The sequence below is a fragment of the Enterobacter sp. KBR-315C3_2022 genome (genome assembly GCF_041399425.1).
Classification (GTDB): Bacteria; Pseudomonadota; Gammaproteobacteria; order Enterobacterales; family Enterobacteriaceae; genus Enterobacter.
The window spans coordinates 1-22,191 of sequence record NZ_JBGKEB010000036.1 but is presented as its reverse complement, the minus strand read 5'-3'; the positions used below and the strand labels follow the sequence as shown (position 1 = coordinate 22,191).

General features: G+C 55.3%; 21 protein-coding genes and 1 riboswitch. Of the genes, 10 read left to right on the top strand and 11 right to left on the bottom strand.

The features are described 5' to 3' along the window. Positions 1-9 precede the first annotated feature (9 nt). Positions 10-783: an NAD(+) diphosphatase gene (nudC, locus tag AB8804_RS22195; protein WP_371190091.1), complete on the bottom strand. Its 774-nt coding sequence runs from the start codon at positions 781-783 to the stop codon at positions 10-12. A gap of 95 nt (positions 784-878) precedes the next feature. On the opposite strand from nudC, the gene rsd reads away from it, so the two are divergent. The 8 genes from rsd to AB8804_RS22155 all read left to right on the top strand — a co-directional run bounded on the left by rsd (position 879) and on the right by AB8804_RS22155 (position 8,854). Continuing rightward, positions 879-1,376, top strand: a complete 498-nt coding sequence (gene rsd, locus AB8804_RS22190) for a sigma D regulator (RefSeq protein WP_371190090.1) — start codon at positions 879-881, stop codon at positions 1,374-1,376. Between the two features lie 54 nt (positions 1,377-1,430). Next, positions 1,431-1,540, top strand: a riboswitch (TPP riboswitch). A gap of 78 nt (positions 1,541-1,618) precedes the next feature. Beyond that, positions 1,619-3,514 carry a phosphomethylpyrimidine synthase ThiC gene (gene thiC / locus AB8804_RS22185; RefSeq protein WP_371190089.1) on the top strand — a complete coding sequence of 632 codons (1,896 nt, stop codon included), beginning with the start codon at positions 1,619-1,621 and terminating at the stop codon, positions 3,512-3,514. Then, on the top strand, positions 3,514-4,149 hold the full coding sequence (thiE, locus tag AB8804_RS22180; RefSeq protein ID WP_371190088.1) for a thiamine phosphate synthase: 636 nt from the start codon (positions 3,514-3,516) through the stop codon (positions 4,147-4,149). The genes thiC and thiE overlap by 1 nt, the downstream gene beginning before the upstream one ends. Further along, on the top strand, positions 4,142-4,897 hold the full coding sequence (locus AB8804_RS22175; RefSeq protein ID WP_371190086.1) for a ThiF family adenylyltransferase: 756 nt from the start codon (positions 4,142-4,144) through the stop codon (positions 4,895-4,897). The genes thiE and AB8804_RS22175 overlap by 8 nt, the downstream gene beginning before the upstream one ends. Continuing rightward, positions 4,881-5,081: a sulfur carrier protein ThiS gene (thiS, locus tag AB8804_RS22170; RefSeq protein ID WP_371190096.1), complete on the top strand. Its 201-nt coding sequence runs from the start codon at positions 4,881-4,883 to the stop codon at positions 5,079-5,081. Before AB8804_RS22175 ends, thiS begins: the two co-directional genes overlap by 17 nt. 1 nt (position 5,082) lies before the next feature. Continuing rightward, entirely contained in the window at positions 5,083-5,853 is a 771-nt protein-coding gene (thiG, locus tag AB8804_RS22165) for a thiazole synthase (RefSeq protein ID WP_371190085.1), read from the top strand. Beyond that, positions 5,850-6,983: a 2-iminoacetate synthase ThiH gene (gene thiH, locus AB8804_RS22160; protein ID WP_371190084.1), complete on the top strand. Its 1,134-nt coding sequence runs from the start codon at positions 5,850-5,852 to the stop codon at positions 6,981-6,983. Before thiG ends, thiH begins: the two co-directional genes overlap by 4 nt. 329 nt (positions 6,984-7,312) lie before the next feature. Beyond that, positions 7,313-8,854 carry a diguanylate cyclase domain-containing protein gene (locus tag AB8804_RS22155; protein ID WP_371190083.1) on the top strand — a complete coding sequence of 514 codons (1,542 nt, stop codon included), beginning with the start codon at positions 7,313-7,315 and terminating at the stop codon, positions 8,852-8,854. On the opposite strand, the gene AB8804_RS22150 is transcribed toward AB8804_RS22155, so the two are convergent. Beyond that, on the bottom strand, positions 8,834-9,082 hold the full coding sequence (locus AB8804_RS22150) for a hypothetical protein (protein WP_371190098.1): 249 nt from the start codon (positions 9,080-9,082) through the stop codon (positions 8,834-8,836). The genes AB8804_RS22155 and AB8804_RS22150 overlap by 21 nt on opposite strands. Between AB8804_RS22150 and AB8804_RS22145 the strand changes: the two genes are divergently transcribed. Together AB8804_RS22145 and AB8804_RS22140 are read left to right on the top strand one after the other, a co-directional pair. Then, the gene (locus tag AB8804_RS22145) at positions 9,036-9,344 is read left to right on the top strand and encodes a PTS sugar transporter subunit IIB (protein WP_010425948.1); all 309 of its coding nucleotides are present in this window, start codon (positions 9,036-9,038) and stop codon (positions 9,342-9,344) included. The two genes, AB8804_RS22150 and AB8804_RS22145, sit on opposite strands and share 47 nt — an antisense overlap. Then, complete coding sequence (locus AB8804_RS22140) at positions 9,344-9,661, top strand: PTS lactose/cellobiose transporter subunit IIA (protein ID WP_119938511.1); 318 nt, start codon at positions 9,344-9,346, stop codon at positions 9,659-9,661. The genes AB8804_RS22145 and AB8804_RS22140 overlap by 1 nt, the downstream gene beginning before the upstream one ends. A gap of 89 nt (positions 9,662-9,750) precedes the next feature. Here AB8804_RS22140 and rpoC read toward each other — a convergent pair whose 3' ends face one another. The 9 genes from rpoC to AB8804_RS22095 form a co-directional block, all read right to left on the bottom strand. Then, a complete protein-coding gene (gene rpoC / locus AB8804_RS22135) occupies positions 9,751-13,974 on the bottom strand; it encodes a DNA-directed RNA polymerase subunit beta' (RefSeq protein ID WP_371190082.1) in 4,224 nt (1,407 codons plus the stop codon). A gap of 76 nt (positions 13,975-14,050) precedes the next feature. Next, entirely contained in the window at positions 14,051-18,079 is a 4,029-nt protein-coding gene (gene rpoB, locus AB8804_RS22130; RefSeq protein WP_371190081.1) for a DNA-directed RNA polymerase subunit beta, read from the bottom strand. Positions 18,080-18,398: 319 nt separating this feature from the next. Continuing rightward, the gene (gene rplL / locus AB8804_RS22125) at positions 18,399-18,764 is read right to left on the bottom strand and encodes a 50S ribosomal protein L7/L12 (protein WP_002445276.1); all 366 of its coding nucleotides are present in this window, start codon (positions 18,762-18,764) and stop codon (positions 18,399-18,401) included. Positions 18,765-18,830: 66 nt separating this feature from the next. Then, the gene (gene rplJ, locus AB8804_RS22120) at positions 18,831-19,328 is read right to left on the bottom strand and encodes a 50S ribosomal protein L10 (protein ID WP_003862338.1); all 498 of its coding nucleotides are present in this window, start codon (positions 19,326-19,328) and stop codon (positions 18,831-18,833) included. 291 nt (positions 19,329-19,619) lie between these two features. Beyond that, positions 19,620-20,324: a 50S ribosomal protein L1 gene (gene rplA, locus AB8804_RS22115; protein ID WP_006176745.1), complete on the bottom strand. Its 705-nt coding sequence runs from the start codon at positions 20,322-20,324 to the stop codon at positions 19,620-19,622. Between the two features lie 3 nt (positions 20,325-20,327). Beyond that, complete coding sequence (rplK, locus tag AB8804_RS22110) at positions 20,328-20,756, bottom strand: 50S ribosomal protein L11 (protein ID WP_004097640.1); 429 nt, start codon at positions 20,754-20,756, stop codon at positions 20,328-20,330. Between the two features lie 157 nt (positions 20,757-20,913). Beyond that, the gene (gene nusG / locus AB8804_RS22105; RefSeq protein ID WP_003862341.1) at positions 20,914-21,459 is read right to left on the bottom strand and encodes a transcription termination/antitermination protein NusG; all 546 of its coding nucleotides are present in this window, start codon (positions 21,457-21,459) and stop codon (positions 20,914-20,916) included. 1 nt (position 21,460) lies between these two features. Then, entirely contained in the window at positions 21,461-21,844 is a 384-nt protein-coding gene (gene secE / locus AB8804_RS22100; protein WP_003862342.1) for a preprotein translocase subunit SecE, read from the bottom strand. Between the two features lie 229 nt (positions 21,845-22,073). Beyond that, positions 22,074-22,191 (bottom strand): elongation factor Tu (locus AB8804_RS22095; protein ID WP_000531011.1); only part of this gene is annotated, 118 nt, incomplete at its 5' end.

Sequence of the window (22,191 nt, the reverse complement as noted above, 5' to 3'; positions counted from 1 at the left end):
TGTAACATGTCATTCAAACTCGGCCCGACACATTGCCACCGTATCTTCTATCAGCCGACGCGCCACCGTTCCCGGCGGCGGCAGCAGCGGTAAATCGTCATAGCGATACCAGTTCGCTTCCAGCAGCTCCTTCTGGTCGATAACAATGTCACCGCTGTCGTATTCGGCCATAAACGCCGTCATCAGCGACATCGGGAACGGCCACGGCTGCGACGTCACGTAGCGCAGGTTTTTAACCTTAATGCCGCTCTCTTCCATCACCTCGCGCGCGACGGCCTGCTCAAGGGTTTCGCCCACCTCAACAAACCCGGCGAGGACGGTGTGAATGCCGTTGCGGTGGCGGGTATGCTGCGCCAGCAGGATGGAATCCTCGCGGCGGATTGCCACGATGATGCACGGCGCAATCTGTGGGTAATAGCGCTCCCGGCAGTGGCTGCAGAGCATCGCCGACTCGGTTTTGCTCGGGTGCATGGTATGGCCGCAGTAGCCGCAGTATTTATGCGAGCGATAAAACTCAGCGAGCTGCACGCCGCGGCCTGCCAGCTGAAATAGCCCCGCATCCAGATCCAGCACCTGACGAACGGATCCCATATCGTGGCGGCGAGCCTGTTGGATCAGCCACACCGGATCGCCCTGCCACTCGCCAATCCTCAGCGCGGGCTGGCCCACAAGATTGAAATTTTCCGCTTCGCCATAGGGTAATTCACCGCGCGGCAGCCATAATTTTTGTTCATGGCTGACGATCCACCAACCGAGATCTGATTTTTCAATAATACGATCCATATCTATTGCACTACCTTCGCTTCACTGACATGTTGTTAGCATTGTTGTTACATTTTGGGTAAGCAGATTCAATTCTAAACCTTGTGGAGTCGAACATGTTAAACCAGCTAGAAAGCCTGACTGAGCGCGTTGGAGGAAGTAACAACCTGGTGGATCGCTGGCTACATGTACGCAAGCATCTGCTCGTGGCTTATTACAATCTGGTCGGTATTAAGCCTGGCAAAGAATCGTATATGCGACTGAATGAAAAAGCGCTGGACGATTTTTGTCAAAGCCTGGTCGACTACCTGTCCGACGGCCATTTTAATATTTATGAACGTATTATCCGCGAAATGGAAGGCACAAGCCCGTTTTTAGCGGCAAGCAAGCTCTGTTCCCTGCTGGAGGCCAACACCCAGCGGATCATGGAGTACTACGACTCCACGCTTGAGAACGCGATCGATCACGATAATTACCTTGAATTTCAGCAGGCGCTGTCCGATCTGGGCGAGTCGATGGAAGAGCGATTCACGCTGGAAGACAAGCTGATCGCTCTGGTGCTGGATAACGATCTGAAGGCCAGTAACGAAGACAACGTTGCGCGGCCTGCTTGAGTTCTTAATCGTTAACGAGTAATTTACAACCATTCGCCCCTCTCACGAGGGGGATTTTTCTTGTCGGAGTGCCCAGTGTGAAAGCACGGGCTGAGACCGTTAATTCGGGATCCGCGGAACCTGATCAGGCTAATACCTGCGAAGGGAACAAGAGTCAAACTGCTGTTGTATCGCCTTCGGGCGATCCTCTCTTGCTTCATCCGTCGTCTGACAAGCCATGTCCTTCACATCTGGAATGAGCTATGTCTACAACAAAACTGACCCGCCGCGAACAGCGCGCACAGGCCCAGCACTTCATCAATACCCTGGAAGGCACCGCGTTCCCGAACTCCGGGCGTATCTATATTTCCGGGTCGCAGCCCGATATCCGCGTCCCGATGCGCGAAATCCAGCTCAGCCCGACGCTTATCGGCGGCAGCAAAGAGCACCCGCAGTTCGAAGAAAACGAGGCCGTGCCGGTCTACGACACCTCCGGTCCCTACGGCGACCCCGATATTGCCATCAACGTCCAGCAGGGCCTGGCGAAGCTGCGCCAGCCGTGGATTGACGCGCGTGATGATAGCGAAGCGCTAAATGAGCAAAGCTCGGCTTACACCAAAGAACGTATGGCCGACGACGGCCTGGACGCGCTGCGCTTCACCGGCCTGCTGACGCCAAAACGCGCCAAAGCGGGAAAATGTGTCACCCAGCTTCACTACGCGCGTCGGGGCATCGTCACCCCTGAAATGGAATTTATCGCCATCCGCGAAAACATGGGCCGCGAGCGTATCCGCAGCGAAGTATTGCGCCACCAGCATCCTGGCGAAGGCTTTGGCGCGCGCCTGCCGGAGAACATCACGCCGGAGTTTGTGCGTGATGAAGTGGCCGCCGGGCGCGCGATTATTCCCGCCAACATCAACCACCCGGAATCCGAGCCGATGATCATCGGCCGCAACTTCCTGGTGAAAGTGAACGCCAACATCGGTAACTCTGCCGTCACCTCTTCCATCGAAGAAGAGGTGGAAAAGCTGGTCTGGTCTACCCGCTGGGGCGCGGACACGGTGATGGACCTCTCCACCGGCCGCTATATTCACGAAACCCGCGAGTGGATCCTGCGCAACAGCCCGGTACCGATTGGCACCGTCCCGATTTACCAGGCGCTGGAAAAAGTGAATGGCATCGCCGAAAACCTCACCTGGGAAGCCTTCCGCGACACGCTGCTGGAGCAGGCCGAACAGGGCGTGGACTACTTCACCATTCACGCGGGCGTGCTGCTGCGCTACGTGCCGATGACCGCCAAACGTCTGACCGGCATCGTCTCGCGCGGCGGCTCGATCATGGCGAAATGGTGCCTCTCCCATCATCAGGAAAACTTCCTCTACGAACACTTCCGCGAGATCTGCGAAATTTGCGCCGCCTATGACGTCTCGCTCTCGCTGGGCGACGGCCTGCGTCCCGGCTCTATTCGCGACGCCAACGACGAAGCGCAGTTTGCCGAACTTCACACGCTGGGCGAGCTGACCAAAATCGCCTGGGAGTACGACGTGCAGGTGATGATTGAAGGTCCGGGCCACGTGCCGATGCAGATGATCCGCCGCAACATGACCGAGGAGCTGGAGCACTGCCACGAAGCGCCGTTTTACACGTTGGGCCCGCTGACCACCGACATCGCGCCGGGTTACGACCACTTCACCTCCGGCATCGGCGCGGCGATGATCGGCTGGTTTGGCTGCGCGATGCTCTGCTACGTGACGCCGAAGGAGCACCTCGGCCTGCCGAACAAAGAAGACGTCAAACAGGGGCTGATTACCTACAAAATTGCCGCCCACGCGGCGGACCTGGCAAAAGGCCATCCGGGGGCGCAGATCCGCGACAACGCCATGTCGAAGGCGCGCTTTGAGTTCCGCTGGGAAGACCAGTTCAACCTGGCGCTCGACCCGTTCACCACCCGCGCCTACCACGACGAAACGCTGCCGCAGGAGTCCGGCAAGGTCGCGCATTTCTGCTCGATGTGCGGGCCAAAATTCTGCTCGATGAAGATCAGCCAGGAGGTGCGCGACTACGCCGCCGCCCAGGCGATTGAAGTGGGCATGGCGGACATGTCGGAGAACTTCCGCGCCAAAGGCGGCGAAATTTACCTCAAAAAAGAGGAGGCGTAATGTACCAGCCCGATTTTCCCCCCGTCCCCTACCGCTTAGGGCTTTATCCGGTAGTGGATAGCGTGGCGTGGATTGAGCGCCTTCTCGACAAGGGCGTTCGCACCCTCCAGCTGCGCATCAAGGATAAGCGCGACGAAGAGGTGGAGGCCGACGTGCTCGCCGCCATCGCGCTGGGGCGTCGCTACAGCGCCCGCCTGTTTATCAACGACTACTGGCGGCTGGCGATAAAGCACCAGGCGTACGGCGTGCATCTCGGCCAGGAAGATCTCGAGACCACGGATCTGAACGCCATCCGCGCGGCCGGTTTGCGCCTCGGCGTGTCAACGCACGATGACATGGAGATCGACGTCGCGCTGGCGGCTCGCCCTTCCTACATCGCGCTCGGCCACGTCTTCCCGACGCAAACCAAGCAAATGCCGTCCGCGCCGCAGGGGCTGGCGCAGCTGGCGGGCCACGTCAAACGCCTCGCGGACTACCCCACCGTAGCCATCGGCGGAATCAGCCTTGAACGCGCCCCGGCGGTGCTGGAGACGGGCATCGGCAGCATTGCCGTCGTCAGCGCCATCACCCAGGCAGCGGACTGGCAGGCCGCCACGGCAAGGCTTCTGGAACTCGCAGGAGCGGGCGATGAATGACCGCGACTTTATGCGCTACAGCCGCCAGATCCTGCTGGAGGATATCGCTACCGACGGCCAGGACAGGCTGCTCGGGAGCCGGGTGCTGATCGTCGGTCTCGGCGGGTTAGGCGCGCCCGCCGCGCTTTATCTGGCGGGGGCGGGCATCGGTACGCTGGTGCTGGCGGACGATGATGATATTCACATCAGCAATCTCCAGCGGCAGATCCTGTTTAACACGGAGGATGTCGGCCAGCCTAAGGCGGATATTGCCCGCCAGCGGCTGCAAAAGCTCAATCCGGATATCGAACTCATCGCGCTTCAAGCACGCCTCGACGGTGACGGCCTGGAACGCGAAGTTGCCCTGGCTGACGTCGTGCTCGACTGTTCCGACAACATGGCGACGCGCCAGGCGATTAACGCCGCGTGCGTGGCGCAGGGCACGCCGCTGATCGCCGCCAGCGCCGTCGGCTTCGGCGGGCAGATGATGGTGCTCACCCCGCCGTGGGCGCAGGGCTGCTACCGCTGCCTGTGGCCGGACGACGCCGAACCGGTACGCAACTGCCGCACGGCGGGCATTCTCGGCCCGGTGGTCGGCGTGATGGGCACGCTGCAGGCGCTGGAAGCCATCAAGCTGCTGAGCGGTATGGAAACGGAGCGCAATACGCTGCGGCTGTTCGACGGGCGCTCCGGCGGCTGGAGGCATCTTGCCCTGCAGCGTGCCAGCAGCTGTCCGGTTTGCGGAGGCCATGATGCGCATTCTCTTTAACGATGAGCCTATGCAGTGCGAAGACAATCTCACCGTCGCCGCGCTGCTCGACGCGCTGCGCCAGCTCAAGCCGGGCACGGCGCTGGCGCTCAATCAACAGATCCTGCCGCGCGAGCGGTGGGAACATCAGCAGGTGCGCGAAGGCGACCAGATCCTGCTGTTTCAGGTTATCGCCGGGGGCTGAAATGCTACGTATTGCCGATAAAGTCTTTGATTCACATCTGTTTACCGGGACCGGAAAGTTCGCCTCTTCGCAGCTGATGGTCGATGCCATTCGCGAGAGCGGCAGCCAGCTGGTGACGCTGGCGCTCAAGCGCGTGGACCTTCGCAATCACAGTGACGCCATTCTGGCCCCGCTACTGGAGGCAGGCGTCACGCTGCTGCCGAACACGTCCGGTGCGAAAACCGCCGAGGAGGCCATTTTTGCCGCTCAGCTGGCGCGCGAGGCGCTCGGCACGCGCTGGCTGAAGCTGGAGATCCACCCGGATGCCCGCTGGCTGCTGCCCGACCCGATTGAAACCCTGAGGGCGGCGGAAGCGCTGGTACGGCAAGGGTTTACCGTTCTGCCCTACTGCGGGGCCGACCCCGTTCTGTGCAAGAGGCTGGAAGAGGTCGGCTGCGCTGCGGTGATGCCGCTGGGCGCGCCGATTGGCTCCAATCAGGGGCTGGAAACCCGCGCAATGCTGGATATTATCATCGCCCAGGCGACCGTTCCCGTCGTCGTCGATGCGGGTATCGGCGTACCGAGCCACGCCGCGCAGGCGCTGGAAATGGGGGCCGACGCGGTGCTGGTGAATACGGCGATTGCCGTGGCGGACGATCCGGTGACCATGGCGCGGGCGTTCCGCCTGGCCGTTGAGGCTGGCCTGCTGGCAAGGCAGTCTGGCCCCGGCGCGCGCAGCGTTCAGGCGCAGGCCACCAGCCCGCTGACCGGCTTCCTGGAGGCGCTTTCATGAAGACGTTCACCGATCGCTGGCACCAGCTCGACTGGGAAGACATTCGCCTGCGCATCAACGGCAAAACGCGGGCCGACGTTGAACGCGCGCTGGAGGCCCGCCACCTTACGCGGGATCACATGATGGCCCTGCTCTCTCCGGCGGCCAGCGCGTATCTGGAACCGATGGCCCAGCGCGCGCAGCGGCTTACCCGCCAGCGCTTCGGCAACACGGTGAGCTTTTACGTCCCGCTTTATCTTTCTAACCTCTGCGCCAACGATTGTACCTACTGCGGCTTTTCGATGAGCAATCGCATCAGGCGCAAAACGCTTGACGAAAACGAAATCGCGCGCGAGTGCGCGGCCATCCGGGAGATGGGGTTTGAGCATCTGCTGCTGGTTACCGGCGAGCATCAGGGCAAAGTGGGAATGGATTATTTCCGTCAGCACCTGCCCGCCATTCGCCGCGCGTTTTCCTCGCTGCAGATGGAGGTTCAGCCGCTGTCGCAGGACGAGTACGCGGAGCTGAAGAGCCTGGGTCTGGACGGGGTGATGGTCTACCAGGAAACCTACCACGAGGCGATGTACGCCCGGCACCATCTGAAAGGCAAAAAGCAGGACTTCTTCTTTCGGCTTGAAACGCCGGACAGGCTCGGACGTGCGGGGATCGACAAAATCGGCCTGGGCGCGCTGATTGGTCTCTCCGACAGCTGGAGGGTGGATTGCTATATGGTGGCGGAGCATCTGCTGTGGCTGCAGCAGCACTACTGGCAAAGCCGCTACTCCGTCTCGTTCCCCCGCCTGCGGCCCTGCGCGGGGGGAATAGAACCGGCCTCGCTGATGGATGAGCGCCAGCTGGTGCAAACCATCTGCGCGTTTCGCCTGCTGGCGCCTGAGGTCGAGCTGTCCCTCTCCACGCGTGAATCCCCGGCGTTTCGCGATCGCGTTATCCCCATTGCGATTAACAACGTAAGCGCATTTTCCAAAACGCAGCCGGGCGGTTACGCCGATAACCATCCGGAGCTGGAGCAGTTTGCCCCGCATGACGGTCGACGTCCGGAGGCGGTGGCGGAGGCGCTGGCCGCGCAAGGGCTACAGCCCGTCTGGAAAGACTGGGACGGCTGGCTGGGAAGAGACTCGCAGTTACGCTGAAACGCACTGTAATCCGATAAAAAGGTTACGAAGCGGCTCGTAAGATGAAAACCGGACGATTGTCGCGCCACGCCCGGTTTACTTATGCTAGGCGGGACAGCAACGGATGCCGTCCAGGGCGAAAAGCTTCTTCCTCGTTTCGCCCTGCCCTCTCACTCCATCACAAGGCTATTCATAAAATAAATGCGTAAATTCTTATCTATTCTTAAGACAAATCATCACGCCGTTAGACGCGATCCTTATAATTATTATTCAACATCCAGGCAGCGACTATGCTGAGAGGATAATGATTCACACAATGCGATACTCTCTGGACTGATGTACAACTCATGGCACTTCACAGCAGAAAACTCTCTTTTACCAGACCGATCATGGTCAGTTTCGCGGGCATATTGTTCAGTTTCATGCTGATCGCTGTGTTTATAACCCTTTCACAGCGCAAGGATTTTCTTGAGGATTATCATAAGATAAACGGGAATTTTACCCACAACCTGGCGGTAAACTATACCGAATCGATCCTGCGTGAAAACGACTACATTCTCGGCCGCTCGACGACCTATTTTGCCCGAAACGATCGGTTAAATCAGACGGTAAACGTCAATCCAGCTGAAGGATTGCAGGTGCTAATGCACCTTCAAAACCTGATGCCCACCGTTTCGTCCATCTCACTGGCAGACACGGAGGGGCACTATCTGCGCGCACCTGAAGTGCTTCCCTCGGAAAAAAGCAAAACGTTTGATGCCCGGAAACGCCCGTGGTTCGTCGGGCAGGCGGAGGCCAGTACGTTCAGCCACTATACCGACCCTTACAAAGACTACTTTAACGGGAAGCCGACGGTAACGCTTTATAAGCCCGTGATTTCTCCCGAAGGGCGGCTTAAAGGGACGCTCGCGTTTCATCTGGATTTGGCCTCCATGGGCTATACCCTGCGACAGATGGTGTCTCCCGTGCAGGGCGAATTCTATGTCGTCGAACGCGACGGCAGGGTGGTGCTTCACCCGGATACCGGCGCGCTCTCTAAGCAGTACGTGAGCCAAACCCTGATGGATAAAATGACCAGCGGCGAAGGGCACTTTTACGATAAAAAAGGCAAGAACTGGTATTACTACTACTCCTTCACCAATCCTGACTGGTTTGTGATCTACCGCGTCTCGGGCCAAACGCTCTCTGACATCACGCGCCACGAGACCACCATCATCGGATGGGGTTTTGCGCTGGCCAGCATCGTCATTATTCTTTTCGGCCTGTACCTGCGCCATGCTTCCCGCACCGTCTTGCTCAATATTATCCATGCAATTAGAACCGGCGACGTCAGCCAGACGCCGCGCCTTGAGGCAACGCTAAGCCATACCATTCAGTCGAATAAAGCGCGGGAGATGGCGTATGCGCGTCAGGCAACGCACGATGCGCTGACGGGCTGCAAGAACCGCCGCGCGTTCGATGAGGACGTCGCTAAGCTGCTTAACAGCCACCAGCCTTTTGCCCTTGCTCTTATCGATATTGATAACTTCAAGTCGATCAACGACACGTGGGGCCACCTGAGCGGCGATATCGTCCTGCGCAGCGTTGCGCGCGAGGGGCTGCAGGTAATGCAGCCGCAAAGTGTTTCCGTTTATCGCTACGGCGGCGAAGAGTTTGCGGTGATTTTCACGGCCGAGCTGTTCGACGCGTCATTCTCGCTGCTGGAAAGATGGCGCCTCGCCGTTGAAAACCGCGCGTGGCGTGAAGAAAACCTTCACGTCACGTTCAGCGCCGGGCTGGGAGAGTGGCGCTTCGAGCCGCTGGAGGAGTTTGTTGGCAGCGTCGACAACGCCTTGTACACCGCCAAGCAGCAGGGTAAAAACCGCATATTACGCACGGCTGAGCGTTAACGTCCCCTCCTCTTTTATGCCCGCTACGGCGGGCATCTTTCCCTTCACGGCAAAAATTGTAACCGGTTTCAGAAAAATGCTGATTTCTTTGTGATGACTCACACACATTCGCGGCAAAGCGGTTGTTGAAGCGGTCTGCACGGGATAATTATCAATAAACACATGTAGATCGAGGCTGACTATGAAGAACATCGTTTTATGCTGTGCAGCGGGAATGTCAACCAGCATGCTGGTTCAACGAATGAAGGACGCCGCGCAGAAAAAAGGGGTCGAAGTAACCATTAAAGCCGTTCCTGTCGCAGAGTTTAAAGACAATATCGCGACGGCCGACATCGTATTGCTGGGGCCACAGGTTAAATACGAGCAGGCAAAACTGCAGGCGCAGGCTGACCCGCTGGGTAAAAAGGTTGCGGTGATTGATATGATGGATTACGGCATGATGAAAGGTGATGCCGTACTTGAGAAAGCGCTCAAGCTGCTGGAGTCATAATGGAAGACTTAGAAACAACGATCATGGAACTGCTGGTCAATGCGGGCGCAGCGCGCAGCGCGGCCCTGACGGCGTTGCAGATGGCGCGCAAGGGTGACTTTGACGAAGCTGAAAAAGCGATGGAAGAGTCGCGCGAATACGTTAAGCACGCGCACACTATCCAGACGCAGCTTATCGGCCTTGATGAAGGCACCGGCAAGCTACCGGTTAACCTGATCACCGTTCACTCGCAGGATCACCTGATGAACGCGATGGTCATCCAGGATCTGGCGGGCGATATGATTGAGCTTTATCGACGGATCCCGCTGATTAACTGATAAAAAGCCCGGTGGCGCTACGCTTACCGGGCCTACAAAAGACAATAAAAAACCCGCCGAAGCGGGTTTTTTATTAGCGACATCAACGATTAATCGTTGTCAGAACCACCCAGACCTGCGTTCAGCAGTTCTGCCAGGCTCGCGGATGCATCTTCTGCAGTAACCTGCGGTGCTGCTGGCAGTTCGCCCGCGGCACGACGACGCATACGATCCTGATGGTACGCATAGCCTGTACCAGCCGGGATCAGACGACCCACGATAACGTTCTCTTTCAGACCGCGCAGTTCATCACGTTTACCCGCAACAGCCGCTTCGGTCAGGACACGCGTGGTTTCCTGGAACGATGCTGCAGAGATGAAGGACTCGGTTGCCAGAGACGCTTTGGTGATACCCAGCAGATCGCGCGCGAAGGTCGCACCGATTTTGCCGTTCGCTTCCAGATCGCGGTTAGCAATCTTAACGCGTGAGTATTCAACCTGCTCGCCTTCCAGGAAGTCGGAGCTGCCTGCGTTTTCGATGGTTGCTTTACGCAGCATCTGACGAACGATAACTTCGATGTGCTTATCGTTAATCTTAACGCCTTGGAGACGGTAAACGTCCTGTACTTCGTTGGTGATGTAACGCGTTACCGCGTGTACGCCACGAAGACGCAGAATGTCGTGCGGTGCTTCTGGACCATCGGAAACAACGTCACCACGTTCTACACGTTCACCTTCGAACACGTTGAGCTGACGCCACTTAGGAATCATCTCTTCGTACGGCTCGCTGCCATCAACTGGGGTGATAACCAGACGGCGTTTACCTTTGGTCTCTTTACCGAAGGAAATGATACCGCTGATTTCAGCCAGGATTGCAGGCTCTTTCGGACGACGTGCTTCGAACAGATCCGCAACGCGTGGCAGACCACCGGTGATGTCCTTGGTACCGCCGGATTCCTGAGGAATACGCGCCAGGGTGTCACCAGAGCTGATCTGTACGCCATCTTCCAGCTGTACAATCGCTTTACCCGGCAGGAAGTACTGCGCAGGCATGTCGGTACCCGGGATCAGAACGTCGTTACCCTGAGCATCAACGATTTTCAGTGCAGGACGCAGATCTTTACCACCGGCAGTACGCTCAGCAGAATCCAGAACCACCAGAGAAGACAGACCGGTCAGCTCGTCGGTCTGACGAGTAATGGTCTGGCCGTCGATCATGTCAGTAAAGCGGATGAAACCACTTACTTCGGTGATAACCGGCATGGTGTGTGGATCCCAGTTTGCAACGGTTTCACCGCCGGCAACCTGCTCGCCATCACCTTTCGCCATAACAGCACCGTAAGGCACTTTATAGCTCTCTTTGGTACGACCGAATTCGTCGATCAGCTTCAGCTCGGTGTTACGAGAGGTGACAACCAGCTTGCCTGAAGAGTTAACAACAGACTTCGCGTTGCTGAGCTTGATGCTACCTTTGTTTTTCACCTGGATGCTGGATTCAGCAGCCGCACGAGATGCCGCACCACCGATGTGGAACGTACGCATCGTCAGCTGTGTACCCGGCTCACCGATGGACTGTGCCGCGATAACGCCGATTGCTTCACCTTTGTTGATGATGTGGCCACGCGCCAGGTCACGACCATAGCAGTGTGCACATACACCAAAGTCGGTGTCACAGGATACAACGGAACGCACTTTCACGGAGTCAACAGAGTTCGCTTCCAGCAGGTCACACCAGTGCTCGTGCAGCAGCGTGTTGCGTGGAACCAGAATGTCTGCGGTACCCGGCTTCAGAATGTCTTCCGCGGTTACACGACCCAATACGCGATCGCGCAGCGGCTCTTTAACATCGCCACCTTCGATAACCGGGGTCATCACCAGACCTTCCAGCGTGCCACAGTCGTCTTCGGTCACAACCAGATCCTGCGCAACGTCAACCAGACGACGCGTCAGATAACCGGAGTTCGCTGTTTTCAGTGCGGTATCCGCCAGACCTTTACGCGCACCGTGCGTGGAGATGAAGTACTGGAGTACGTTCAGACCTTCACGGAAGTTCGCGGTGATTGGCGTTTCGATGATGGAGCCATCCGGCTTCGCCATCAGACCACGCATACCTGCCAGCTGACGAATCTGTGCTGCAGAACCACGCGCACCGGAGTCGGCCATCATGTAGATGCTGTTGAAGGAAACCTGCTGCTCTTCAACGCCGTCACGGTTAATCACGGTTTCGGTCTGCAGGTTATCCATCATCGCTTTGGATACACGATCGTTCGCCGCTGCCCAGATATCGATAACTTTGTTATAGCGTTCGCCCGCGGTAACCAGACCAGACTGGAACTGCTCCTGGATCTCAGCAACTTCGGCTTCCGCTTCAGAGATGATCTCGTGTTTCTTCTCTGGGATAACCATGTCGTCGATACCTACGGACGCACCTGAGCGCGCAGCGTAAGCAAAGCCGGTGTACATGGTCTGGTCAGCGAAGATTACGGTCGGCTTCAGGCCCAGAATGCGGTAACAGGTGTTCAGCATTTTGGAGATCGCTTTCTTGCCCAGCGCCTGGTTGACGATGGAGAAAGGCAGACCTTTCGGTACGATCATCCACAGAATCGCACGGCCAACGGTCGTGTCTTTCAGGCTGGTTTTCGCAACGAATTCGCCGTTTTCATCTTTTTCATATTCGGTGATACGCACTTTAACGCGCGCATGCAGAGAGGCCAGGCCAGCGCGGTAGATACGCTCAGCTTCTTTAGGGCCAGTCAGCACCATGCCTTCGCCTTTGGCGTTAACACAGTCACGGGTCATGTAGTACAGACCCAATACAACGTCCTGAGAAGGAACGATGATTGGCTCACCGTTCGCTGGAGACAGGATGTTGTTGGTAGACATCATCAGCGCACGCGCTTCGAGCTGGGCTTCCAGCGTCAGCGGTACGTGAACAGCCATCTGGTCACCATCGAAGTCGGCGTTATACGCCGCACAAACCAGCGGGTGCAGCTGGATAGCTTTACCTTCGATCAGGACTGGCTCAAATGCCTGGATACCCAGACGGTGCAGTGTTGGTGCACGGTTCAGCAGTACCGGGTGTTCGCGGATAACTTCGTCCAGGATATCCCAAACGACAGCTTCTTCACGCTCAACCATTTTCTTCGCGGCTTTGATGGTGGTGGCCAGGCCACGCAGTTCCAGCTTGCCGTAGATGAACGGTTTGAACAGCTCCAGCGCCATTTTCTTCGGCAGACCGCACTGATGCAGACGCAGGTATGGACCTACGGTGATTACAGAACGACCGGAGTAGTCAACACGCTTACCGAGCAGGTTCTGACGGAAACGACCCTGCTTACCTTTGATCATGTCGGCCAAAGATTTCAGAGGACGCTTGTTCGAACCGGTGATCGCACGACCGCGACGACCGTTATCCAGCAGGGCGTCAACCGCTTCCTGCAGCATACGTTTTTCGTTGCGTACGATGATGTCCGGCGCAGCCAGATCCAGCAGACGTTTCAGACGGTTGTTACGGTTGATGACGCGACGGTACAGATCGTTCAGATCCGACGTTGCGAAACGACCGCCGTCCAGCGGAACCAGCGGACGCAGATCTGGCGGCAGAACCGGCAGAACGGTCAGGATCATCCACTCTGGCTTGTTACCAGACTGAACGAATGCTTCCAGCAGCTTGATACGCTTGGTCAGCTTTTTACGCTTGGTTTCGGAGTTGGTTTCGTTCAGCTCTTCACGCAGCTGCTCGCACTCTTGCTCCAGATCCATGCTCTTCAGCAGGGCCTGGATAGCTTCCGCACCCATCTTCGCGTCAAATTCGTCACCGAACTCTTCCAGCGCGTCCAGATACTGTTCTTCGGTCAGAATCTGGTGGCGTTCCAGGTTCGTCATCCCGCCTTCGATAACCACATAAGATTCGAAGTACAGAACACGTTCGATATCGCGCAGCGGCATATCCAGCAGCAGGCCGATACGGGACGGCAGAGATTTCAGGAACCAGATGTGCGCAGTTGGAGACGCCAGTTCGATGTGGCCCATGCGCTCACGACGCACTTTGGTCTGGGTCACTTCAACGCCGCACTTCTCGCAGATCACACCACGGTGTTTCAGGCGCTTGTACTTACCGCACAGGCACTCGTAGTCTTTTACTGGCCCGAAAATACGCGCACAGAAAAGGCCGTCACGCTCAGGCTTGAACGTACGGTAGTTGATGGTTTCCGGCTTCTTAACTTCACCGAAAGACCATGAACGGATCATGTCTGGCGAAGCCAGAGCAATTTTGATCGCATCAAACTCTTCGGTTTTAGTCTGCGCTTTCAGAAACTTTAATAAATCTTTCACGGATTTGCTCCCGTCGGAGTTAGCACAATCTGGTGTCGGGGGTTAACCCGACACCAGTGACCTGTTTGAGCGAGAATTACTCGTCTTCCAGTTCGATGTTGATACCCAGCGAACGAATCTCTTTCAACAGTACGTTGAAGGATTCTGGCATGCCTGGTTCCATCTGATGGTTGCCGTCCACGATGTTTTTATACATCTTAGTACGACCGTTCACGTCATCAGACTTAACGGTAAGCATTTCCTGCAGGGTGTATGCCGCGCCGTATGCTTCCAGCGCCCACACTTCCATCTCCCCGAAGCGCTGACCACCGAACTGTGCCTTACCACCCAGCGGCTGCTGAGTAACCAGGCTGTAAGAACCGGTAGAACGAGCGTGCATCTTGTCGTCGACCAGGTGGTTCAGTTTCAGCATGTACATGTAACCTACGGTTACCGGACGCTCGAACTGTTCACCGGTACGGCCGTCAAACAGCGTAATCTGACCAGACGTTGGCAGACCACCCAGTTGCAGCAGCTCTTTAATTTCAGCTTCTTTTGCACCGTCGAAGACCGGCGTTGCAATTGGCATACCTTTGCGCAGGTTCTCTGCCAGACGCAGCACTTCTTCATCGCTGAAGGTGTTCAGGTCGACTTTCTGACGCACGTCGGTACCCAGATCGTAGGCACGCTGGATGAATTCGCGCAGTTTCGCGACTTCTTCCTGCTGCTTCAGCATGGCGTTAATCTTGTCGCCGATACCTTTCGCAGCCATACCCAGGTGGGTTTCCAGGATCTGACCGATGTTCATACGAGACGGTACGCCCAGCGGGTTCAGTACGATATCTACCGGCGTACCGTTAGCATCGTGCGGCATATCTTCGATCGGGTTGATCTTAGAGATAACACCCTTGTTACCGTGACGACCTGCCATCTTATCACCAGGCTGGATCTGACGTTTAACAGCCAGATACACCTTAACAATCTTCAGCACGCCTGGTGCCAGATCGTCGCCCTGAGTGATTTTACGGCGTTTCGCTTCGAGTTTTTTCTCGAACTCATGTTTCAGTTCGTCATACTGCTCAGCCAGCTGTTCCAGCTGATTTTGTTTCTCTTCGTCGGTCAGGCCCAGTTCCAGCCAGCGATCGCGTGGCAGTTTGTCGAGCTTCTCAGCTTCAACGCCACCGGCAACCAGCACCGCGTAGATACGGCTGAACAGACCCGCTTCGAGGATCTGCAGTTCTTCAGACAGGTCTTTCTTAGCCTGTTTGAGCTGCATCTCTTCGATTTCCAGCGCACGTTTATCTTTCTCAACGCCGTCACGGGTGAAGACCTGAACGTCGATAACCGTACCGGAAACACCGTTTGGTACGCGCAGAGAAGAGTCTTTAACGTCAGACGCTTTCTCACCGAAGATAGCACGCAGCAGTTTCTCTTCTGGCGTCAGCTGGGTTTCACCTTTCGGCGTTACCTTACCAACCAGAATGTCGCCGCCGGTCACTTCTGCACCGATGTAAACGATACCGGACTCATCCAGTTTGGAGAGCGCAGCTTCACCCACGTTAGGGATGTCGGCGGTGATCTCTTCTGGCCCCAGCTTGGTGTCACGGGACACACAGGCCAGTTCCTGAATGTGGATGGTGGTGAAACGATCTTCCTGAACCACACGCTCGGAGACGAGGATGGAGTCTTCGAAGTTGTAACCGTTCCACGGCATGAACGCTACGCGCATGTTCTGACCGAGCGCCAGTTCACCGAGGTCGGTGGACGGACCGTCTGCCAGCACGTCGCCGCGCTCAACTGGCTCACCCAGAGATACGCAAGGCATCTGGTTGATACAGGTGTTCTGGTTAGAACGGGTGTATTTGGTCAGGTTATAGATGTCGATACCTGCTTCGCCCGGGTACATCTCGTCTTCGTTAACTTTGATAACGATACGGGAAGCATCCACGTACTGAACGGTACCGCCACGTTTAGCAACCGCAGTTACACCGGAGTCAACGGCAACAGCACGTTCCATACCGGTACCAACCAGCGGCTTATCAGCGCGCAGAGTTGGAACGGCCTGACGTTGCATGTTCGCACCCATCAATGCACGGTTGGCGTCATCGTGTTCCAGGAACGGGATCAGGGACGCACCGACGGATACCACCTGCTGGGTGGATACGTCCATGTAGTCAACCTGGTCGCGGCTGAACAAGCTGGATTCGCCTTTGCTACGGCAGGTAACCAGGTCTTCTACAAAGTGGCCTTCGTCATCCAGGTTGGAGTTCGCCTGAGCGATAACGTAGTTGCCTTCTTCGATAGCAGACAGGTAGTGAATTTCGTCGGTTACAACACCGTCAGTCACTTTACGGTACGGGGTCTCGAGGAAACCGTATTCGTTAGTCTGTGCGTACACGGACAGGGAGTTGATCAGACCGATGTTTGGACCTTCAGGCGTTTCGATTGGGCATACGCGACCGTAGTGAGTCGGGTGTACGTCTCGAACTTCAAAGCCTGCACGTTCACGGGTCAGACCGCCTGGGCCGAGTGCAGAGATACGACGTTTGTGCGTAATCTCAGACAGCGGGTTGTTCTGGTCCATAAACTGAGACAGCTGGCTGGAACCAAAGAACTCTTTCACTGCTGCAGAAATCGGCTTGGCGTTGATCATATCCTGAGGCATCAGGGTATCCAGATCGCCCAGAGACAGACGCTCTTTCACCGCACGCTCAACACGGACCAGGCCAACACGGAACTGGTTTTCCGCCATTTCACCTACGGAACGGATACGACGGTTGCCGAGGTGGTCGATGTCGTCCACTTCGCCTTTGCCGTTACGGATATCGATGAGCTTCTTCATCACTTCGATGATGTCGTCTTTGCTCAGGATACCGGAACCTTCGATTTCGTCGCGCAGCAGAGAACGGTTGAACTTCATACGACCTACCGCGGACAGATCGTAGCGGTCTTCGGAGAAGAACAGGTTCTCGAACAGGCTTTCAGCCGCTTCGCGAGTTGGTGGCTCACCAGGACGCATCATGCGGTAGATTTCTACCAGCGCGCTCAGACGATCGGTCGTTGGGTCGACGCGTACAGTCTCAGAGATGTATGGACCGTGGTCCAGATCGTTGGTGAACAGCGTTTCGATACGTTTGTGGCCAGACTGGCTCAGCTTAGCCAGCAGATCCAGGCTCAGCTCCATGTTCGCTGGGCAGATCAGCTCGCCAGTTGATTCATCAACGTAATCTTTCGCGGCTACTTTTCCTGCAATATATTCAACCGGTACTTCGATGTGTTTGATATCATCTTTTTCCAGCTGGCGGATGTGGCGCGCGGTGATACGGCGACCTTTTTCCACATACACTTTGCCGTCGGCTTCGATGTCGAACGACGCGGTCTCACCACGCAGACGTTCCGGCACCAGCTCCATCTGCAGCTTGTTGTCGCGGATTTCAAAGATCACTTTCTCAAAGAACAGGTCCAGGATCTGCTCAGTGGTGTATTGCAGTGCACGCAGAATGATGGTTGCAGGCAGCTTACGACGACGGTCGATACGGACAAACAGGTTGTCTTTAGGATCGAACTCGAAGTCCAGCCATGAACCACGGTAAGGAATGATGCGTGCGTTATACAGTACTTTACCGGATGAGTGCGTTTTACCTTTATCGCTGTCGAAGAAGACGCCCGGGCTACGATGCAGCTGGGAAACGATAACACGCTCAGTACCGTTGATTACGAAAGTACCGTTGTCCGTCATGAGTGGAATTTCACCCATGTAGACTTCTTGTTCTTTAATGTCTTTAACGGTGCCTTCCGGCGCTTCGCGCTCGTAGATCACCAGACGCAGTTTTACGCGCAGCGGTGCGGAATAGGTCACGCCACGGATCTGACATTCCTGAACGTCAAACACCGGTTCGCCAAGGCGGTAGCTGACGTACTGCAGCTCGGAGTTACCGCTGTAGCTCTGAATCGGGAACACGGAGCGGAAGGCTGCTTCCAGACCGTACTGCCCTTCAGGATCTTGCTCGATAAACTTCTGGAACGAGTCAAGCTGGATAGAAAGGAGATATGGAATGTCCAGAACTTGTGGACGTTTACCAAAATCCTTACGAATACGTTTTTTCTCGGTATAGGAGTAAACCATAGGGTTCCTCAGCTCGCTGACAAGTCGACCCATCTGTCCGACGAAGGGACAGTTTGTGCAACACCATTTTGTGGACCGGAAAATTGAATACTTTCCGCAATACCTGTTGCTATCACGCTTAAATCATTTCGTCGCGATTTACACAGAGCGAGCACCCTGTCGCAATATATTAAGTCGTCGATAGAAACATGCATTGTCAGGACAACCAGCAGTCAAACAGTGTGAAATGCTGCTGATGCCTTACAGCGCAAAAAGGCTGGTGACTAAAAAGTCACCAGCCATCAGCCTAATTTCTTAGGCTGCAACCAGAAAAGTTGGCTTATTTAACTTCAACTTCAGCGCCAGCTTCTTCCAGAGATTTTTTCAGTGCTTCTGCGTCGTCTTTGCTCACGCCTTCTTTCAGCGCAGCTGGAGCAGATTCTACCAGGTCTTTAGCTTCTTTCAGACCCAGGCCAGTTGCGCCACGTACTGCTTTGATAACAGCAACTTTGTTAGCGCCAGCAGCTTTCAGAATTACGTCGAATTCAGTTTTTTCTTCAGCAGCTTCAGCCGGGCCAGCAGCTACAGCTACAGCAGCAGCAGCGGAAACACCGAATTTTTCTTCCATTGCAGAAACCAGCTCTACAACGTCCATTACGGACATAGCTGCTACTGCTTCAATGATTTGATCTTTAGTGATAGACATTTAAATTGTTCCTGAAAATCAGAATAAGTTTATACGTAAGCAAATGCTTTATAAAGATAACTGCGATTAAGCAGCTTCTTTCGCATCGCGTACAGCAGCCAGAGTGCGAACCAGTTTGCCAGCCGCAGCTTCTTTCATGGTTGCCATCAGGCGTGCAATTGCTTCTTCGTAGGTCGGCAGGGTTGCCAGGCGATCGATTTGCGATGCCGGGATCAACTCACCTTCAAAGGCTGCAGCTTTGACCTCAAATTTTGCATTCGCTTTCGCGAACTCTTTGAACAGACGAGCAGCTGCGCCCGGGTGTTCCATAGAGTATGCAATCAGGGTCGGACCAACAAACGTGTCTTTCAGGCACTCGAACTGAGTACCTTCAACGACGCGACGCAGCAGGGTGTTACGAACAACACGCATGTATACGCCAGCTTCACGACCTGCTTTACGCAGTTCAGTCATTTTGTCTACAGTTACGCCACGGGAATCCGCAACTACTGCAGACAGCGCGCCTTTGGCTACTTCGCTGACTTCAGCAACAATCGCTTGTTTGTCTTGAAGATTTAAAGCCATTAGCTTTGCTCCTGGATGTTTGCCGGAACTCATGTTCCGGAACTCACTTCACTCCTCCAAACGGAGAGAGCGTCTTAATACGGTGAGCAGAAACAAGCCAGAGTATTCAAAAAATAATCTTAGCGTTCTGTCACCGTCTACGCAGGGGATTAAGTTTCTTGCGAAACACCTGCGGTCTTCGACGGAGGCCTGGATAGGCCAGGCTCCAACGAACAAATCTTTTAGCCGCTAACTTTCATTAGCAAACGTGGGGGTAAGATTGTAGACAAAATCACCGCCCACGTAAAGGCATTAGTTTGCAGCAGCGCTCAGGCCAGCCTGGTCAACTGCAACACCTGCACCCATGGTGGTGGAGATGCTAACTTTCTTGATGTACACGCCTTTCGCCTGAGTTGGTTTTGCTTTTTTCAGCGCAACCAGCAGAGATTCCAGGTTTTCTTTCAGTTTGTCAGCGTCAAAGTCCACTTTACCGATGGTGGTGTGGATGATGCCGTTTTTGTCGTTACGATAACGAACCTGACCTGCTTTAGCGTTCTTAACCGCTTCAGCAACGTTAGGCGTTACAGTACCCACTTTCGGGTTTGGCATCAGGCCGCGTGGACCCAGAACCTGGCCCAGCTGGCCAACAACGCGCATTGCATCTGGAGAAGCAATAACAACGTCAAAGTTCATTTCGCCTTTCTTGATCTGATCAGCCAGATCTTCCATACCTACCAGTTCAGCGCCGGCAGCTTTAGCAGCTTCAGCGTTTGCACCCTGAGCAAATACAGCTACGCGAACGGAACGGCCAGTACCGTGTGGCAGTACAGTTGCACCGCGAACGTTCTGATCGGATTTACGAGCGTCGATGCCCAGGTTAACGGCAACGTCAACGCTTTCAACGAACTTAGCAGTTGCCAGTTCTTTCAGCAGAGCGATAGCTTCGTTGATGTCGTACTGTTTGGTCGCATCAACTTTGTCACGGATCACGGACATGCGCTTGGTCAGTTTAGCCATTTCTTAGTCCTCCACTACCAGGCCCATGGAACGTGCAGTACCTTCGATTGAGCGAGTCATCGCTTCAATGTCAGAACCAGTCATGTCGGCAGCTTTGGTCTGCGCGATTTCCTGCAGCTGAGCGCGGGAAATTTTACCCACTTTGTCTTTGTTCGGTTTACCGGAACCAGACTTGATACCAGCCGCTTTCTTCAGCAGAACGGCTGCTGGAGGGGTTTTGGTAACGAAAGTGAAAGAACGGTCAGCGTAAACAGTGATTACGACTGGGATTGGCAGACCTTTTTCCAGGGATTCGGTTTTGGCGTTGAACGCTTTACAGAATTCCATGATGTTCACACCCTGCTGACCCAGAGCTGGACCAACTGGTGGACTTGGGTTCGCCATACCAGCTGCAACCTGCAGCTTGACGTAGGCTTGTACTTTCTTAGCCATTCTAAAATCCTCTGATTGGGTAATAGCGCCTCAAGGAGGCTCCCCGTGAATAAAAATTCGTCTTACGGGCACAGGCCCATAAAAACAAAAGGCGCGAAATTGTATTCCAATCTCGCGCCTTGTGCAACGATTAAATCGTCGCTTTTTTGATCGCTGCTTAGGCTTTTTCGACCTGCGCAAAGTCCAGTTCTACCGGGGTCGCACGACCGAAGATAGAGACAGAAACTTTCAGGCGAGACTTCTCGTAGTCCACTTCTTCGACCACGCCGTTAAAGTCAGCAAACGGACCGTCATTAACACGCACCATTTCACCCGGTTCAAACAGCGTTTTCGGACGCGGCTTATCACCAACCTGCTGCAGGCGGTTCATAATCGCATCCACTTCTTTGTCGCTGATTGGCGCCGGACGGTCAGACGTGCCGCCGATAAAGCCCATCACGCGCGGTACGCTGCGCACCAGGTGCCAGCTCGCGTCGTTCATAACCATTTGAACCAGCACGTAGCCCGGGAAGAATTTACGCTCGCTTTTGCGGCGCTGGCCGCCACGGATCTCGACCACTTCTTCGGTCGGAACCATAACTTCGCCAAACAACTCTTCCATGTTGTGTAATTTGATATGCTCGCGCAGCGACGTTGCTACGCGGCCTTCAAAACCGGAAAACGCCTGAACGACGTACCAGCGCTTTTTAGGGGCTTCAGACATCTCAGAACCTCAGGCCAGTGATAAAGGATACCAGGCGAACCAGAATACCATCCAGTCCCCACAGGATCAGTGACATTACAGCGGTAACCGCCGCTACAATCAGCGTGGTGTGCAATGTTTCCTGGCGAGTCGGCCAAATTACCTTACGGACTTCGGTACGCGCTTCGCGGGCAAAAGCGACAGTCGCTTTACCTTTTGTGGTCAACAGCGCGACACCACCCGCTGCAGCAATCAGAATTACCACTGCAAGCGCACGTAGCGGCAGCATCATGTCACGATAAAGATAGTTGCCCACGATCGCCACGATCAGCAGCACGGCTACGACTACCCATTTCATCGCTTCCAGGCCGCGCCCGCTTCCTTGAGCTTCGGTATTCGCACTCATAAACCAACCTGTCAGAAGTATTCTACAAACATTTTCACCCCGCGATTGCGAGGCAAACCAAATCGAAATGCATATTCGCTTTTCGGATTATACGCTCTCTGCAGAGCCTGTCTCAGCAATGATTATGACAAAAATAATCACTGATGAGCCAGGTTCTGATGTGAAAGCGTGCAAAAAGGGCATCAAATGATGCCCTTTTATTGCGCATTGCGTCAAATGTTATCAGCGATTAGCCGAGAACTTTAGCAACAACGCCCGCGCCAACGGTACGGCCGCCTTCACGGATTGCGAAACGCAGACCGTCGTCCATCGCGATTGGGTGGATCAGCGTCACAACCATCTTGATG